Below are 15,970 nucleotides of genomic sequence, written 5' to 3' on the forward strand. Positions count from 1 at the left end.
TGGGGGGTCGCGCACAAGCACAAGTCCTCGACCGGGTTTGCCCGCCCGATCATGCACGTTCGGGCGGTGTCCCGGCGGCCAACCTGTGCTGTGATCTTCGGCGTGACGGAAAAGCCGCTGGTCCGCGTGGTGGTCCCGGTCTTCGCGCTGGCACTGGCCGCCGGGGTGGGTCTGGCCTTCGGCGTCGCGGCCCTGAAGCGCCCGCCGGACCTGCCGGTGGACACCAACCCGGCACCCCTGTCCGGGCACACGCTGTGCGCCGCGGTCGTCCTGGTCTTCCCCTCCGACGCGGAGATGCGGGCGGCCGTGCCGTCCTTCCACGACGACCCCACGGCACGGCGGGTGTTCGTGGACCCGCCGTCGATCTCCCTGCTCGCCGTCCCGGGCACCGACCTGAAGGCCTGGGCGCAGGAGCTGCACGCCCGGTTCCGGACCGCCGAGCGGGTGACGGTCATCGACGCCGACGCGACGGCGGCGCAGCTGAAACTCACCGCGCCGCCGCCGAAGTGCCCTCGTGAGGGCGAGTACTAGGAAGCCGGGACCGAGGCGACGCCCGGGGCGAGGAACGGCTTGCCGTTCACGCGCTCGGACACGCCGGAGCGGTCCAGGTACGGCGTGATGCCGCCGTTCCAGAACGGCCAGCCGGCGCCGAGGATCAGGCACAGGTCGATGTCCTGCGCCTCGGCGACCACGCCCTCGTCGAGCATGATCCGGATCTCCTCGGCGATCGCCGCGAGAGCGCGCTCACGCACCTGCTCCGAGGTCGACGGCTTGTCGCCCTGCGTCCACAGTTCGACGACTTCCGGGTCCGGCGACTGGTTCCCCTGGGAGTCCCAGACCCAGACGCCCTTCTTGCCCGCCTTGACGAACTTCGCGAGGTTGTCGGACACGGTGAACCGGTCCGGGAACGCCTCGTGCAGCGTCTCGCCGACGTGCAGCGCGATGGCCGGGCCGACGAGCTGCATCAGCGTCAGCGGCGACATCGGCAGGCCCAGCGGCTCGAGCGCGCCATCGGCGACCTCGAACGGCGTGCCCTCGTCGACCGCCACCAGCACCTCGCCGAGGAAGCGCAGCAGGAGCCGGTTGACGACGAACGCCGAAGCGTCCTTCACCAGCACGCTGGACTTCTTCAGCTGCTTGCCGACCGAGAACGCCGTCGCGAGGGAGGCGTCGTCGGTCTGCTCGCCGCGGACGATCTCCAGCAGCGGCAGCACGGCCACCGGGTTGAAGAAGTGGAAGCCGACGACCCGCTCGGGGTGCTGCAGCTTCGACGCCATCGCGGTGATCGACAGCGACGAGGTGTTCGTCGCGAGGATCGCCTCGGGGGAGACGTGCTGCTCCAGCTCGGCGAACACCTGCTGCTTGACGCCCAGCTCCTCGAACACGGCCTCGATGACGAAGTCGGCGTCGGAGAACGCGGCCTTGTCGAGCGAGCCGGAGACGAGCGCCTTGAGCCGGTTGGCGCCATCAGACGACAGCCGCCTCTTGGCCAGGAGCTTGTCGATCTCGGCGTGGACGTACCCGACACCCTTGTCGACGCGCTCCTGGTCGACGTCGGTCAGCACGACCGGCACCTTGAGGCGGCGCACGAACAGCAGCGCGAGCTGGCTGGCCATCAGGCCGGCGCCGACGATGCCGACCTTGTTCACCTTGCGCGCCAAGGACTTGTCCGGCGCACCGGCAGGGCGTTTGGCCCGCTTGTTGACCAGGTTGAACGAGTACAGCCCGGCGCGCAGGACGTCGGACATGAGCAGCTCGGCGAGGCCGTCCGTCTCGGCCGCGTAGCCGCGGTCGAGATCGTTCTCGCGGGCCAGCTCCAGCAGCTCGACGGCCTTGGTGGCGCCCGGCGACGCACCGTGCGTCCGGCCGTCCACAAGGGACTTGGCGCGGGCGATCGCGGCGTCCCATCCCGAACCGCGGTCGATCTCGGGCCGCGCCGGGGTGATCTCGCCGTTGACCACGCGAGCCAGCCACAGCAGCGACTGCTCGAGGTAGTCCGCCGAGCCGAAGACGGCGTCGACGATGCCGAGCTCCGCCGTCTGCTTGACGTTGAGCATCTTGTTCTGCGCCAGGGCGTTCTCGATGATCACCGTGACGGCGGCGTCCGCGCCGATGAGGTTCGGCAGCAGCTGCGTGCCGCCCCAGCCCGGGAACAGGCCGAGGAAGACCTCGGGGAACGCGATCGCGGCGGTGTTCTCCGAGAGCGTCCGGTAGTGGCAGGACAGCGCCAGTTCGAGGCCGCCGCCCATGACCGCGCCGTTGATGAACCCGAACGTCGGGATCTTCGTCTCGGTGAGGCGGCGGAACACGTCGTGCCCGGTCTGGGCGATCTCGCGCGCCAGCTTCGGATCGCTCACGGACTCGACACCCGAGAGGTCCGCGCCGACGGCGAAGATGAACGGCTTGCCGGTGACGGCGATCGCGGCCGGCTCGGCCTCGAAAGCCTTGTCCAGCGCGGCGTTGAGCGACACCAGACCCTGCGGGCCGAAGGTGTTCGGCCGGGTGTGGTCGTGGCCGTTGTCGAGCGTGATCAGGGCGACGGGCTTCTCGAGCCCGGGTACCTTCACGAGCCGCGTGACGGCGTTCGTGACGACCTCGTCGGGGAACGCGGCCTTCGCCTCTTCAGCGGTGAAAGTCATTTACTTCGCCCCCTCGAACGCCGGGTTCTCCCAGATCACGGTGCCGCCGATGCCGATGCCGATGCACATCGTCGTCATGCCGTACCGCACGTCGGGCCGCTCGGCGAACTGGCGCGCGAGCTGCGTCATCAGCCGGACGCCGGAGGAAGCCAGCGGGTGGCCGCAGGCGATGGCGCCGCCCCACTGGTTCACGCGCGGGTCGTCGTCGGCGATGCCGAAGTGGTCGAGGAAGGCCAGCACCTGCACGGCGAAGGCCTCGTTGATCTCGAACAGGCCGATGTCGTCGATCGACAGGCCGGTGCGCTTGAACAGCTTCTCGGTGGCCGGCACCGGGCCGATGCCCATGACCTCGGGCTCGACGCCGGCGAAGGAGTAGCCGACCAGCCGCATCGCGACCGGCAGGCCCAGCTCGCGGGCGGTGTCCTCGTCGGCCAGGATCGAGGCGGTCGCGCCGTCGTTGAGGCCGGCCGCGTTGCCCGCGGTGATCCGGCCGTGCGGGCGGAACGGCGTCTTCAGCCCGGCCAGGGTCTCCAGCGTGGTGCCCGGGCGCGGCGGCTCGTCCTCGGTGGCCAGGCCCCAGCCCAGTTCCTTCGACCGGGTGGCGACCGGGACCAGCTCGGGGCCGATCTTGCCGGTCTTGACGGCTTCGGCGTAGCGCTCCTGGCTGCGCGCGGCGTAGGTGTCGGTGCGCAGCTTGGTGATCGCGGGGAACCGGTCGTGCAGGTTCTCGGCGGTCTGGCCCATGACGAGCGCGGTCGGGTCGACGAGCTTGTCGGCGATGATCCGCGGGTTCGGGTCGACGCCCTCGCCCATCGGGTGCCGGCCCATGTGCTCGACGCCGCCGGCGATCGCGATGTCGTAGGCGCCGAAGCCGATGCCGGACGCGGTGGTCGTGACGGCGGTCATGGCACCGGCGCACATGCGGTCGATGGCGAAGCCGGGGACCGACTTCGGCAGGCCGGCGAGCAGCGCGGCGGTGCGGCCGATGGTCAGGCCCTGGTCGCCGATCTGGGTGGTGGCGGCGATGGCCACCTCGTCGACGCGCTCGGGCGGCAGCTCCGGGTGCCGCCGCAGCAGCTCACGGATGGCGTTGACGACGAGGTCGTCGGCGCGGGTCCCGGCGTAGATGCCCTTGTCGCCGGCCTTGCCGAAGGGGGTCCGTACCCCCTCGACGAAGGCGACGGTGCGTACCCCTCGCGCGTTCGGCGCAAGCGGCGTTGCTGGTGCGGCCACGAATGCTCCAGTAAGTAGACGGTGATAGCCGCACGATAGCCCTTGTTACCGGTGGGTAACCAGTGCTGTGGCCCGGTCGAGTGGGCTACGGCACACTCTTGGGCGTCAGGGTCTGCCCCTTCAGCAGCCACGCGGCACCGAACGCCCACACCGCGACGCTCTCCAGCCACAGCGCGGGGTGCCATTCGGGCACCAGCCGCAGCCAGCTGGTCAGCGCGATCAGCACCAGGCACGCCAGGATCACGGCCCCGCAGACGCGGTAGACGACCCCGGTCCCGGGCGGCTGCTCGCCGTCGTGCGGGAACAGGCGCAGGCAGAAGTAGGCCAGCATCAGGAAGAACACCGCCGCGAACACCAGGTGCAGCACACCGGAGGTGCGGTCCCACGACGACACATCGTGGTCCGGGGTCGTCGGGAACAGCGCCAGCCCGATCGCGCCGAGGCCCGCCACCGTGCTCGCCACGTTGTCGACGAAGTCGTGGCCGTAGTAGGCGAGCAGGAACACGCCCACCGCGCACATCGCGCCGACGAAGACGTTCCCGAGATCGGTGTAGTAGTAGCCGCTGAGCGACCCGATGAGGTCGCCGCCCTGGACGAGCTGCTGGCCCAGGATCAGCACGACGGGCAGCGCCAGGCCGATGAGCCCGATCGCGCGCCGCAGGTAGAGGTAGGAGTGGACGAGCGTGCTCTGCGGGGATTTCGTCGCCGTGGTCATGACCGCCTCCGGGAGGGTTCCTCACCAAGGTCATCGGCGGTCCACTGCCCCGGGGCGAGGGCCGTTACCCGACGGGTGCCCAGATCCTCAGCCGATCGTTACGCAGTTCGGCGAACGCGCCCGAGCCGTGGGCGACGGGGTGGAATCCCGCCAGCAGCCCGATCCGGGCGCCTTCGGCCGGGTCCCAGACCTCCAGCCCCGCTTCGGCCCGCACGTACAACAGCCCGTCGTGCGCCCACATCGGGCCGGCGGGTCCGGCGAACATCCCCGTCCGGCGGCCGGTCGTGACGTCGTACAGTTCGACGCCGTCGAGCATCCGGTCGTCGCTCTCGCCCATGCCCTGGACAGCGACGGTCGTGTCGCCGAGCCACGCGATCGGCCGGTCCCACACCCAGTCACGCGAGGTGAGGCTCCGCCCGTGCTCGGCCGCGTGCGGGTCGCCGTCGAGCCACGCCGCGACGTCGACAACCACCGGCGCGCCCACCGGCATCCAGACCCAGCCGTCCACGACCAGCGCTCGCTCGGACGGGCTCACATGCAGCGCGCCCTGGAAGTAGTCGAGGTAGTGCTCGTGGTCCGGCGCCGCGGTTTCGCGACCGGTCAGCAACTCACCGCCGGGCAGGGTGAAGACGTCCAAGCGGTTCCAGTCGGTGCCCGCGACGACCTTCGCCGTCTCGCCTTCGCCGAGGAAGGCGAGCGGGAACCGGGTGAACTCGTTGTCGTTCCAGTCCCGGTCGAGGTCGAGGACCGTCGACCACTCGAGCAGATCGACGACGGTGGCGAACTGGCCGTAGTCCGAGACGACGGCCGCGTACCGGCCGTCGCGCGAGGTGCGCAGGGAGCGGCGCGGCCGGTCGGGGATGTCCCGGATGTCCTCGTAGGTCTCCTCCGGCAGCTCGACCGGCCCGACGAGCCACTGGTCGTCGCCGTCGATCCGGACGAACCCCTCCTCGGTGAGCGCGAGCCAGCCGTCCGGCATCGGGGCGAGGCAGCCGTCGTTCAGCGGCCGCACCGGGCAGGGGCGGGTCGTCCAGCTCCCCGCGAGTTCCTTGTCCCGCATCAGGATCTCGGGCTCGCCGTACCAGCCCGAGGGAAAGCTCCGCTGGTCGGCCCGCTCGGCGCAGCTCTCGCAGACCTCGACCAGTGCGGCCGGTGTGCAGAGAGCGCAGGCCAGGTCGTAGTGCGTGCCCACGCCGGTCAAGTGACGCGCGGACGGGGGAGGTTCTTCGACAGCCAAGTGCGGGCAGAGACGCAAGGTGCCGATGCGGCCCGGATGGCCGCAAGGCAGGGTGTTCACGACCTCAGTGTGCGTGGCGCCGCACCGGCCCGCACCCGATTTATCCCCGGTGCGCCAGCCATCCGCCCTTCGCCGAGATGTCCTCCGCGCCCTCGGTCGCCGCCGGCTCGCACAGGAACCCGGACACGCGCGAACCGTCGGCCAGTTCGACCTTGCCGATCGTCAGCGGCGCGGGAATCCGCGAGACGAACTCGCCGAAGCCCCGCACCGGCAGGTCCCACACCTCCGCCGCGATCGCGACGCCGTCGGACGCGACCCGCACGAGTCCCGGTTTTGGTGGCACCGCGTCCAGCGCGTACAACCGGTAGGACTCCGACGTGGAAACCGCCGAGACGAACCGGCCGCCGCGGGACGTCAGCTCGTGGTTCAGCGGCTGACCCCGCAGGTGGGCGCCGACCACCACGATCGGGACCCGCTCGCCGCGCAACGCCGCCAGCGCGGCCAGTTTCAGGTCGTCGTGCGGGGCGCCGACCAGCATCACGCCGAACGGGCGCCCGGCCACCGTCCCCGCCGGGACCGCCAGCGCCGACAGCCCGAACAGGTTGGTCGAGTTGGTGAACCGGCCCAGCCGCGCGTTGACCGCGACCGGATCCGCGGCCACCGCGGCGATCGTGGGGTGCTCGGTCGTCGTCGGCGTCAGGAGCGCGTCGACGCCGGCCAGCACCGCGAGGGCCTCGGCGCGCAGCCCGGCCAGGGTCCGCTGGTCGGCGAACAGCCGGTGCGCCGGGATGTCGCGGGCGCCGGTGATGATGCCGTGCACCACCGGGTCCACGGCGTCCGGATGCGCCTCCAGGAACTCGCCGACGGCGGTGTAGCGCTCGGCGACGAACGCGCCGCCGTACAGCAGCCGCGCCGCCTCCAGGAAAGCCGACATGTCCACAGTGGTCACTTCGGCGCCGGCCGCCGCGTACTCCTCGACGGTGGCCTCGAACGCCTCCGCCCAGCCCGGGTCCAGCGGGCCGAGCCGATCGGGCACGCCGATGCGGAACCGTCCCGTGTGGACCTGCGCGGGTTCGGCCAGGCAGGTCAACGCGAACGCCGCCTCCTCGACCGTCCGCGCGAACAGCGACACGCAGTCGATGCTCGCGCAGGCGGGGACGACGCCCTCGGTCGGCAGCAGCCCGGGCGTCGGCTTGAGCCCGACGATCCCGTTGAACGCCGCCGGCACCCGTCCGGACCCCGCGGTGTCGGTGCCCAGCGCCAGGTCCACGATGCCCAGCGCGACGGCCACCGCCGACCCCGAGCTGGACCCGCCCGACACGTACGCCGGGTCGACGGCGCCCCGCACCGCGCCGTACGGGCTGCGCGTCCCGACCAGCCCGGTCGCGAACTGGTCGAGGTTGGTCGTGCCGAGCACCAGCGCCCCGGCCGCCCGCAACCGCGCGACGACCGGCGCGTCGGCCTCGGGCTTGTACGCGTACGCCGGGCAGCCCGCGGTCGTCGGCAGCCCCGCGACGTCGATGTTGCCCTTGACCGCGACGAGCTTGCCGTACAGCGGCAGCCCGCGTTCGTCCAGCGCGGCGGCCTCGGCCAGCACCTCGGCTTCCGGCCGCAGGTCGATCCAGATCTCCGGCCGGTCGACCTGTTCGATCCGCCGGTATGCGGCCCGCACTCGTTCGAGGATGCTCATCCGAGCACCACCAGGGGAGTTCCGGGGGCGACCTGGTCACCGGGGGACACGAGCACTTCGACCACCTCACCGCCGGCCGGCGCGGGGATCCGCGCCTCCGTCTTCATCGCTTCCAGCGTCACCAGCGACTGCGCGTCCTCGACGCGCTCGCCGGCCGCGACGTCCACCCGCCACACCGTTGCCGCGAACGGCGCCTCGACGACGTGGCCACCCGGCGGCGCCTCGACCCGCTTCGGCGGCCGCGCCACCGGTTCCGGCTTCGGGTCGAACTCGCCCGCCGCGGCCCACGCACGTCGTTCCGCCTCGAACGCCGCCGCCTGCGTCGCGCGGAAACCGGCGATGCTTTCGGCGTTGTCCGCCAGGAACTTCTGGTACTCGGCGAGCTTGAAGGTGCCGTCGGTGGCGTCCAGCGGCAGCTGCCCGGACGCGCTTTGCGCGCGCAGGTCGAGAAGTTCGTCCGCGGACACCGGGTACCAGGAGATCCGGTCGAAGAACCGCAGGCACCACGGCTGTTCCCCGCCGTGCCAGCTGTTCCACACCTGCGTGGTCCGGCCGACGAACTGGTAGCCGCCCGGCCCCTCCATGCCGTAGATGCACAGGTACGCACCGCCGATGCCGACGGAGTTCTCCGCGGTCCACGTCCGGGCCGGGTTGTACTTCGTCGTCACCAGCCGGTGGCGCGGGTCCAGCGGCGTCGCCACCGGCGCGCCCAGGTAGACGTCGCCGAGGCCGAGCACCAGGTACTCCGCGTCGAACACCGTCCGGTAGACGTCGTCCACACTGGACAGTCCGTTCACCCGCCGGATGAACTCGATGTTCCACGGGCACCACGGCGCGTCGTCGCGCACCCCGGTCATGTACCGCTCGATCGCCTCGCGCGTGGCCGGGTCGTCCCACGACAGCGGCAGCCGGACGCTGCGGCTCGGCACCTCGAGGGCGTGCGTCGGCGGCAGGTCGCGTTCCAGCTCCCGCACCAGCCCGAGCGCCTTGCCGACCGGCAGCGCGTCCGGGTCGACGTGCACCTGCAGCGACCGGATGCCCGGTGTCAGGTCGACGATCCCCGGCACGCCCTCGGCCGCGAGCCGTTCCCCGAGCGCGTGCACCCGCATCCGCAGGGCCAGGTCGAGCTTCATCTCGCCGTACTCGACGAGCAGGTTGTCGTCCCCGCTGCGGCGGTAGGTGACCGACGGCTCGTCGTCCGAAGAGGACAGCCGCCCGAGGACACCGCCGTCGTGCCGGGCCGTCCTGGTCGGGGTCACCGCGGTGGCCGGGCGCTGCCGCAGCACCGCCGCGTGGTCGGGGTCGATCGGCACGAACCGCACGGTGTCGCCCGGGCGCAGCTGCCCGAGCTTCCACCGTTCGCCGGTGGCGACCGTCGCCGGGCACACGAACCCGCCCAGGCTGGGCCCGTCCGGGCCGAGCAGGATCGGCAGGTCGCCGGTGTAGTCGACGGCGCCGATCGCGTACGGCGTGTCGTGGATGTTCGACGGGTGCAGGCCCGCCTCGCCGCCGTCCGCCCGGGTCCACTGTGGCCGCGGCCCGACGAGGCGGACGCCGGTGCGGGCGGAGTTGAAGTGCACCTGCCAGTCGGTGGCGTAGAACGTGTCGACGTCGTCGGGGGTGAAGAACTCCGGTGCCGCGTGGGGTCCTTCGAGTGCCCCGATCGTCCAGTGCGACCCGAAGCCCGGGCGGTCGGTCACCGGCCCGACGACCGGGTCCGCGGGGGCGGGCCCGGTGCGCAGGACGTCGCCCGCGGCCAGCGCGCGGCCGCCGTGCCCGCCGAACCGGCCCAGGGTGAACGTCGCCGCGCTGCCGAGGAACGCCGGGACGTCGACGCCGCCGCGGACGAGCACGTAGCTGCGCAGCCCGGCCGTGCACGCGCGGACGTCGAGCGTCGAGCCGGCGGGTACCTCGACGGGTGTCCACAAGGGAACTTCGGCGCCGTCGACGAGCACGGTCGTCGGCGCACCGGTGACGCACACCTGCGCGGCGTGGGAGAACCGCAGGGTCACGCCGTCCACAGTGCACTCCAGGCCGGGCGCGCCTTCGGGGTTGCCGAGGGCGAGGTTGCCCAGCCGCAGCGAGCGGTCGTCCATCGGCCCGCTCGGCGGCACCCCGACGTGCCAGAAGCCGGTGCGGCCCGGCCAGTCCTGCACGGTCGTCATCGTCCCGCCGCGCACGACGTCGACGCGGGGCTCGCCATCCTCGATGCCGTCCAAAGTGGACGTGTCGTGGGCGGTCGTGCCGAACGCCGCGTCGGCGGCCGCCGCGCGCAGCTGCCCGAGGTTGGTGCGCACGCCGTCGACCCGGGTCACGGCGAGCGCTTCCCGCAGGTGGCCCAGCGCGCCGGCGCGGTCGGTGCCGGTGCAGATCACCTTGGCCAGCAACGGGTCGTAGTGCGTGGTGACGGTCGTGCCCGGTTCGACCCACGTGTCCACGCGTGCCTCCGCCGGAAACGCGACGTGCGTGACGAGCCCCGCGCTCGGCCGGTGCCCGGCGCTGGGGTCTTCGGCGTACACCCGTGCTTCCACGGCGTGCCCGCGCGCGACCGGCACCGCGCGGAACATCGCGCGGTCGCCCTGCGCGAGCCACAGCATCCAGGCGACCAGGTCGACGCCGTACACCGCTTCGGTGACCGGGTGTTCGACCTGCAGCCGCGTGTTGACTTCGAGGAACGCGGCTTCTTCGCGTTCGGGGTCGTAGACGTACTCGACCGTGCCCGCCGAGCGGTACCGCACCGACGAGCACAGGGCGACTGCCGAGTCGACGAGCTGCTTCCGGACCGCGTCCGGCAGGTCCGGCGCCGGGCACTCCTCGACGACCTTCTGGTTGCGCCGCTGCAGGGAGCAGTCGCGGGTACCCAGGGCCAGGACCTCGCCGAGGCCGTCGCCGAACACCTGGACCTCGACGTGGCGGGCGCGGCGCACCAGCCGCTCCAGGAACACCCCGGAGCTCGCGAAGCTCTTGGCCGCGATGCTCCGCACGGTCTCCCACGCCTCGCGCAGCTCCCCGGGCGTCGCGCACGCGCGCATCCCGATCCCGCCGCCGCCCCCGGTCGCCTTGAGCATCACCGGGTAACCGATTTCCTCGGCGCGGGCGACCGCCTCGTCCACATCGGACAGCAGGCCGGTGCCGGCGAGCAGCGGGACGCCCGCGGCGATCGCCGCCTCGCGCGCGGTGTGCTTGCTGCCGAACACCTCCAGGTGCTCGGGTGAAGGCCCGGCGAACGCGAGCCCGGCGTCCTCGCACGCTCGCGCGAACGCCGCGTCCTCGGACAGGAACCCGTAACCGGGGTGGACCGCGTCGCAGCTGGTTTCGAGCGCGGCCTCGACGATCGCGCCGGCCCGCAGGTAGCTTTCCGCGGCGGGTGCCGGGCCGAGCCGCACCGCCCGGTCGGCGAGGCGCACGTGCGGGGCGAGGCGGTCGGCGTCGGAGTAAACGGCGACGGTCTCGAGGCCGAGTTCCTTGGCGGTGCGCAGGATCCGGACCGCGATCTCGCCGCGGTTGGCGACGAGCAGCCTCACTCGCCGCCTCCGGGAGACGTGACGATCAGGCGGACCGGCGTCGGGTCGAACCCGTTGCAGGGGTTGTTGATCTGCGGGCAGTTCGACACGAGCACGAGGACGTCGGTCTCGGCGCGCAGCCGGACTTCCAGCCCCGGTGCGGAGATCCCGTCGACGATGCCGAGCGCGCCGTCTTCTTCGACCGGCACGTTCATGTACCAATTGACGTTGCTGACCAGGTCGCGCTTGCCCAGCCCCCACTTCGCGCCCTCGCTGAGGAAGTTCTCGACGCAGGCGTGCTGGAAGCGGGTGTGCTGGCCGTAGCGGAGGCTGTTGGACTCCTTGCTGCACGCGCCGCCGAGCGTGTCGTGTCGGCCGCACGTGTCGGCGACGACGGTCAGCAGCGGCGCCCCTTCCTGGGTGCGCAGCACGCTGCCCGTGGTCAGGAAGATGTTGCGCTGCGCGGCGATCGTCGCGGCCGCGCTGTAACGCTTCGCCGTGTCGTTCGCGTCGTAGCAAAGGAAGTCGACGGCCTGGTTGCCGCCCAGGTCGATGATCGCCAGCTCGCTGCCGCGCTTCAGCACGGTCGAGAACGGGGCGCGCGCGGCGACGTCGGACGTCAGCTCCAGCTGGGACTGGTACGCCGTGCTCATGCGATCCCCCGGGCGGTCAGGTAGTCGGCGGTGTTCTCGAAGGCTCGCTGCGCCTCCGGCGAGTGCGTCCATTCCGGACTGTCCGGAGTGGACGGCCGGTCGCGCCAGGCGAGCACTTCGAGGTTCGTCACGGTGTAGTCCGGGCGCGGGTCGACCGGGTGCGCCACGTTGGCGATCAGCACGATCGCCGGCAGCTCGATCCGGAGCTCGACGGACCGGCCCGCGCCCGCGGACCCGGTGAAGTCCAGGCCGCCGTCCGGCCGGACGCGCACGCCCTGGAAGAACGACAGGCTCGGCGGCAGGTCCCGCGGCCCGAGGCCGTTCTTGGCCGCCGCCAAGGTGAACAGTGGCAGCCCTGCGGGGGAGGGGCCCTGCGGGGCGCCGTCGCCGTAGCGCACGGTGTTGCCGTCCACAGTGGACGTCCCGCACAGGGCGTCGTGCCGCTCGCTCGAATCCGCGACGATCGTCGCGAGCACCCGCGCCTGGTCCGACAGCAGCGCCACCTTCGCGCCGAGGTAGGCGTTCCACTGCACCTTCACCGTGTCCGCGACGTTCAGCCGTTCCCACGGCCCCTCGGCGTTGAACAGCAGCAGGTGCGCGCAGGCGTCGCCGTCGACGTCGGTCAGCCGCAACCGCGTGCCCCGGGCGAGGACCTTGTGCGTGTAGCCGCCCCCGGTCACCGTCTCGGCCCAGGTCAGCGCCTCGGGTGCGACTTCGGGTGGCGGTGCCGGCCACGTGCTCGCCGGGATCGACGGCATCGTTTCGACCACGGTGCCGGCCTGGGCGCGGGCGTGGTCGCGGGCGCCGTAGGGGGTGGCGGTCGTGCTCATGGACGTCCTCTCTCAAGCGCGGGTTCGAGGGCGGGAGCGGGACGTGGGCGCGGCCGGCAGAGCCAGCCGATCACCAGTGCGCCGCCGACGAACTCTATCGGGAACAAGAGCATCCAGGGGGCGCCCGAACCGGTCACGTCGTAGATCTCCGGGCGCGGCCAGGCGATGTTCACGATCATCGCGACGCCGTAGAGAACGGCCGCCCCGTTCACCGGGACACCCCAGCGGCCGAGGGAGAACAGCCCGGGCTCGGCGGGGAAGCGCCCGCGCAGCCGATGCACCAGCAAGGGGCCGGTGACCAGCAGATACGCCAGGTAGACGACCACCACCGACGTCCCGGTGATCGTGCTGAACAGCGTCGGGTTGCCGAAGTTGAGCAGCAGCAGCCCGATCGCGAACCCACCGGACACCAGGGCGGGCGCGACCGGGGTGCCCGTGCGCGAACTCACCGACGAAAGTCGGGTGGACGCGGGGAGCGCGCCGTCGCGGGCCATCGCGTAGATCAGCCGGACGGTGCCGGTCTGGATCGTCAGCGTGCAGACGACCACGGCGATCGCGACGTCGGCGAGGAAGACCCGGCCGAGGGTATCGCCGAAGACGGCGGTGATCACGTACGGCAGGCCGCGGCCGGCGAGCTGCCCGTCGGTGAGGCTCGGCGCGGCCATCAGCGCGGTGACCACCACGGCCAGCCCGCCGATCCCGGACACGAGGACCGCTCGCAGCACCGCGCGTGGAGCGGCCCGTCGCGCGTTCTTCGTCTCCTCCGCGACCGACGCGGCGGTGTCGAAGCCGTAGAGGACGTAGGCGGCCATGAGCGCCGACGCGAGCACGCCGCCGATTCCGGCGCTCGTGCCGGGAGCGTCGTGCGCGACCACCTGCGGCCCGCGGACCGCGAACAAGCCGAGGCCGATCACCAGCACCACGACGCCGAGCAGTTCGGCCGCGACGCCGACGTCGTTGATCCGCGCGATCAGCCGTACGCCGCCGGCGTTGACGGCGGTGGTGAAGACGAGTAGCGCAGTGCCGAGCAGGACGGCGTTGGCCGCGCCCGACGGCGACGTCACCGCGGGGTCGCCGCCGACGAGCTGGAAGCCGCTCCACACCGACGGCAGCACGACCTGCAGCGCGATGGCCGCGGCGGCGAGCGCGACGACGCAGCCGAGCAGCATCATCCAGCCGGCGAGCCAGCCGAGGAAGCCCTTGGTGAGCTGTTTCGCCCACTGGTACACGGATCCGGCGAGCGGGAAGCGCGCGGCGAGCTCCGCGAAGGTCAGGGCCACGAGCAGCTGGCCGGCGAGCACCACCGGCCACGTCCAGAAGAAGAGCGGGCCGCCGAAGGTGTAGCCGAAGCCGAAGAGCTGGAAGACTGTCGTGAGGATCGAGACGAACGAAAAGCCGGCGGCGAAGGCGGAAAACCCGCCCAAGGACCGGCGGAGTTCCTGGCGGTAGCCGAAGGCGGCGAGGTCGTCGGGTGGGGACATGGGCGCTCCTGACCTGGTTTCGATCGCTTGACAGAAACTAGGTTCCGGGCACGTCGGGATGATCTCCGGTGCGTTAGTGGCTCGTTAACGGCCGCGCCGACCGCGCGTCAACAGCGACATGCGGGCGTAACCGCACCTCGGTGCGGGTGCTCGTGGCGCGGACCTGGCAAGATCACGGCGTGGTCAAAGGGGCGGGGGTCGGCAGACCCAGGGCGAGCGGCGCGGCGGCGAACCGCCCGGACGCGCGCCAGGCCGTGCTCGACGCGGCGGGCGAGCTGTTCACCGGAGCCGGCTACGCGGCGACGACGACCCGGGCGATCGCCGAGCGCGCGGGGCTGCGCCAGGCGTCGCTCTACTACCACTTCCCGGCCAAGGAAGACATCCTCGCGGCCCTGCTGGCCGAGACGGTCCGCCCGTCACTGGACCTGGCGGCCCGGCTCGTCGCGGGCCCGTCCCCGGCGGCGGTCCGGTTGTGGGCGCTGGCGTACGCGGACATCCGCCTCCTCGGCAGCGCCCGCCACAACCTGGGCGCGCTGTACCTGCTGCCGGAGGTGGCTTCCCCGAACCTGGCCCGCTTCCGCGCCGAGCGCGCGGACCTGAAGGCGGCGTACGGGCAGCTGGTGGCGGCCTCCGGGGTCTCACCGGAAGCGGTCGGGATCCGGACCGACCTGGTGTTCGGGCTGGTGGAGAGCATCGCGGTGATCCGCCGGGACGACCCGGAGCTGGACGTCGAGGCGCACGTGCGCGAGGGGGCGGATGGCGTGGTCCGCTTGGCGGGGCTGCCGGAGCCGACGGACGGGCTGCGCGCCGAGGCGCACACCCTGCTGGCGACGCTCACTGACTAGAAGCGCCCGCCGACGGGCTCCAGCAGGTTGCTGATGATCCGGGAGAGCTCGCGCATCGTGCGCATCCCCAGCTGGATCGACTGGGCGCCGATGCGCAGCGGCCGGATCGCCGCGCGCAGGGGCGCGTTGAACGCTTCCAGGGGCCGGATCTGGGTGAGGAACTCGGTGATCCGGGCTTCCAGCTCCATCATGCCGGTCAGCATCTCCACGAACTCGTCGTACTCCCGGCGGGCCCGGTCCAGCAGTTCCGGCGTCATGTGCGAGTCCATCAGGCGCATGTACGAGCGGATCGTGGAGTCGGTTTCGGCGACGGTGGCTTCGAAGTCGGTGCCGGCCTGCTGGATGGTGACCGCCGGCGGCTTGATGGTGTCGGCCGCCCGGACGACCCGTGCCTTGATGGCTTCGGGGGTCATCCCGGCGACCTCCCCGGTCACCTGCCGCATTTCCTCCGCCAGTTCGTCCAGCGAGTAGCTGATCGCGTCGAACTGCCGTTCCAGGAGCTCGCCGATCTTCGTCAGGTTCTCCTTGTATTCCTGGAGTCCGGGCCCGTCCTTTTCCGGCGCGAAACCGTCGAGGAGGAGCTGGTCGCATTTCTTCAGCTTTTCCAGCGCGGCTTCCGCGGAACGGATCGCCAGGATCAGCTTGTCCGCGACCACGGCCATGGTCCGGCGCCACTCGGCGGTCCCGGAACCGGCGAGCACGGCGTCCTTGATGTCGACGTACTGCAGCTTCTCGATGATCCGGATGTTGGCGTCGTCGCTCTGCGCGGTGATGAGCTCGTGCCCCAGCACGATCAGGGGCAGGATCAGCTGGGTCAGGCCGAGTTCGTTGGCTTTGGCGTAGAACGCGTTGAGCTCTTCGCGGCAGTCACCGCTCTCGTAGAAGTAGTTCATCGAGATGACCGGGATGAACACCATCGCGGCGTTGATGCCGTCCTGGATCTTGGTCCGCCAGTCCTCACCCCAGCCGATGCTCTCGCGATCCACGAACACTTCGATCTTGCGCCCGTGCGCCGAGGCGCAGAACTTCTCCAGCGAATTCTTCAGGGGCGTGACGAAATTGAGGAAACTGTCGTCTTCGTGGGTGAAACTGAGGAAGCACTGGACAGCGGGCTGGTCGCCCAGGAAATCGGTCATCGGTACCT

12 protein-coding genes are annotated in these 15,970 nt (G+C 71.6%); 2 read left to right on the forward strand and 10 right to left on the reverse strand.

The genetic code is table 11. The features are described from left to right. Positions 1-102 precede the first annotated feature (102 nt). Positions 103-531: a hypothetical protein gene (locus tag QQ657_RS28130; protein ID WP_284745267.1), complete on the forward strand. Its 429-nt coding sequence runs from the start codon at positions 103-105 to the stop codon at positions 529-531. Here QQ657_RS28130 and QQ657_RS28135 read toward each other — a convergent pair. From QQ657_RS28135 to QQ657_RS28175, 9 genes are all read right to left on the reverse strand, one after another. Further along, the gene (locus QQ657_RS28135; protein ID WP_284745268.1) at positions 528-2,639 is read right to left on the reverse strand and encodes a 3-hydroxyacyl-CoA dehydrogenase NAD-binding domain-containing protein; all 2,112 of its coding nucleotides are present in this window, start codon (positions 2,637-2,639) and stop codon (positions 528-530) included. The two genes, QQ657_RS28130 and QQ657_RS28135, sit on opposite strands and share 4 nt — an antisense overlap. Further along, positions 2,640-3,872, reverse strand: a complete 1,233-nt coding sequence (locus tag QQ657_RS28140; RefSeq protein ID WP_284745269.1) for a thiolase family protein — start codon at positions 3,870-3,872, stop codon at positions 2,640-2,642. A gap of 85 nt (positions 3,873-3,957) precedes the next feature. After that, positions 3,958-4,587: a DUF998 domain-containing protein gene (locus QQ657_RS28145; RefSeq protein WP_284745270.1), complete on the reverse strand. Its 630-nt coding sequence runs from the start codon at positions 4,585-4,587 to the stop codon at positions 3,958-3,960. 64 nt (positions 4,588-4,651) lie between these two features. Beyond that, a complete protein-coding gene (locus QQ657_RS28150; protein ID WP_284745271.1) occupies positions 4,652-5,779 on the reverse strand; it encodes a hypothetical protein in 1,128 nt (375 codons plus the stop codon). Positions 5,780-5,924: 145 nt separating this feature from the next. Further along, positions 5,925-7,514, reverse strand: a complete 1,590-nt coding sequence (locus QQ657_RS28155) for an allophanate hydrolase (RefSeq protein ID WP_284745272.1) — start codon at positions 7,512-7,514, stop codon at positions 5,925-5,927. Further along, entirely contained in the window at positions 7,511-11,038 is a 3,528-nt protein-coding gene (gene uca, locus QQ657_RS28160) for an urea carboxylase (protein WP_284745273.1), read from the reverse strand. Before uca ends, QQ657_RS28155 begins: the two co-directional genes overlap by 4 nt. Further along, positions 11,035-11,670 carry an urea amidolyase associated protein UAAP2 gene (locus tag QQ657_RS28165; RefSeq protein ID WP_284745274.1) on the reverse strand — a complete coding sequence of 212 codons (636 nt, stop codon included), beginning with the start codon at positions 11,668-11,670 and terminating at the stop codon, positions 11,035-11,037. Before QQ657_RS28165 ends, uca begins: the two co-directional genes overlap by 4 nt. Continuing rightward, a complete protein-coding gene (locus tag QQ657_RS28170; protein ID WP_284745275.1) occupies positions 11,667-12,500 on the reverse strand; it encodes an urea amidolyase associated protein UAAP1 in 834 nt (277 codons plus the stop codon). Before QQ657_RS28170 ends, QQ657_RS28165 begins: the two co-directional genes overlap by 4 nt. After that, positions 12,497-13,981 (reverse strand): amino acid permease, encoded by a 1,485-nt coding sequence (locus QQ657_RS28175; protein WP_284745276.1) that lies wholly within the window; start codon positions 13,979-13,981, stop codon positions 12,497-12,499. The genes QQ657_RS28170 and QQ657_RS28175 overlap by 4 nt, the downstream gene beginning before the upstream one ends. Before the next feature lie 140 nt (positions 13,982-14,121). Between QQ657_RS28175 and QQ657_RS28180 the strand changes: the two genes are divergently transcribed. After that, entirely contained in the window at positions 14,122-14,826 is a 705-nt protein-coding gene (locus tag QQ657_RS28180; protein ID WP_284745277.1) for a TetR/AcrR family transcriptional regulator, read from the forward strand. Here the strand turns inward: QQ657_RS28180 and QQ657_RS28185 are convergent. Then, positions 14,823-15,962: a toll/interleukin-1 receptor domain-containing protein gene (locus tag QQ657_RS28185; protein ID WP_284745278.1), complete on the reverse strand. Its 1,140-nt coding sequence runs from the start codon at positions 15,960-15,962 to the stop codon at positions 14,823-14,825. The genes QQ657_RS28180 and QQ657_RS28185 overlap by 4 nt on opposite strands. Between the last annotated feature and the right edge of the window lie 8 nt (positions 15,963-15,970).

Source organism: Amycolatopsis ponsaeliensis (assembly GCF_030182635.1).
Taxonomy (GTDB): Bacteria; Actinomycetota; Actinomycetes; order Mycobacteriales; family Pseudonocardiaceae; genus Amycolatopsis; species Amycolatopsis ponsaeliensis.

Excerpts from the sequence above, each read along its gene's own strand:
- QQ657_RS28135 (WP_284745268.1), bottom strand. The coding sequence starts at position 2,639 with ATGACTTTCACCGCTGAAGAGGCGAAGGCCGCGTTCCCCGACGAGGTC.
- QQ657_RS28145 (WP_284745270.1), bottom strand. The coding sequence starts at position 4,587 with ATGACCACGGCGACGAAATCCCCGCAGAGCACGCTCGTCCACTCCTAC.
- QQ657_RS28155 (WP_284745272.1), bottom strand. The coding sequence starts at position 7,514 with ATGAGCATCCTCGAACGAGTGCGGGCCGCATACCGGCGGATCGAACAG.
- QQ657_RS28165 (WP_284745274.1), bottom strand. The coding sequence starts at position 11,670 with ATGAGCACGGCGTACCAGTCCCAGCTGGAGCTGACGTCCGACGTCGCC.
- QQ657_RS28170 (WP_284745275.1), bottom strand. The coding sequence starts at position 12,500 with ATGAGCACGACCGCCACCCCCTACGGCGCCCGCGACCACGCCCGCGCC.
- QQ657_RS28175 (WP_284745276.1), bottom strand. The coding sequence starts at position 13,981 with ATGTCCCCACCCGACGACCTCGCCGCCTTCGGCTACCGCCAGGAACTC.
- QQ657_RS28185 (WP_284745278.1), bottom strand. The coding sequence starts at position 15,962 with ATGACCGATTTCCTGGGCGACCAGCCCGCTGTCCAGTGCTTCCTCAGT.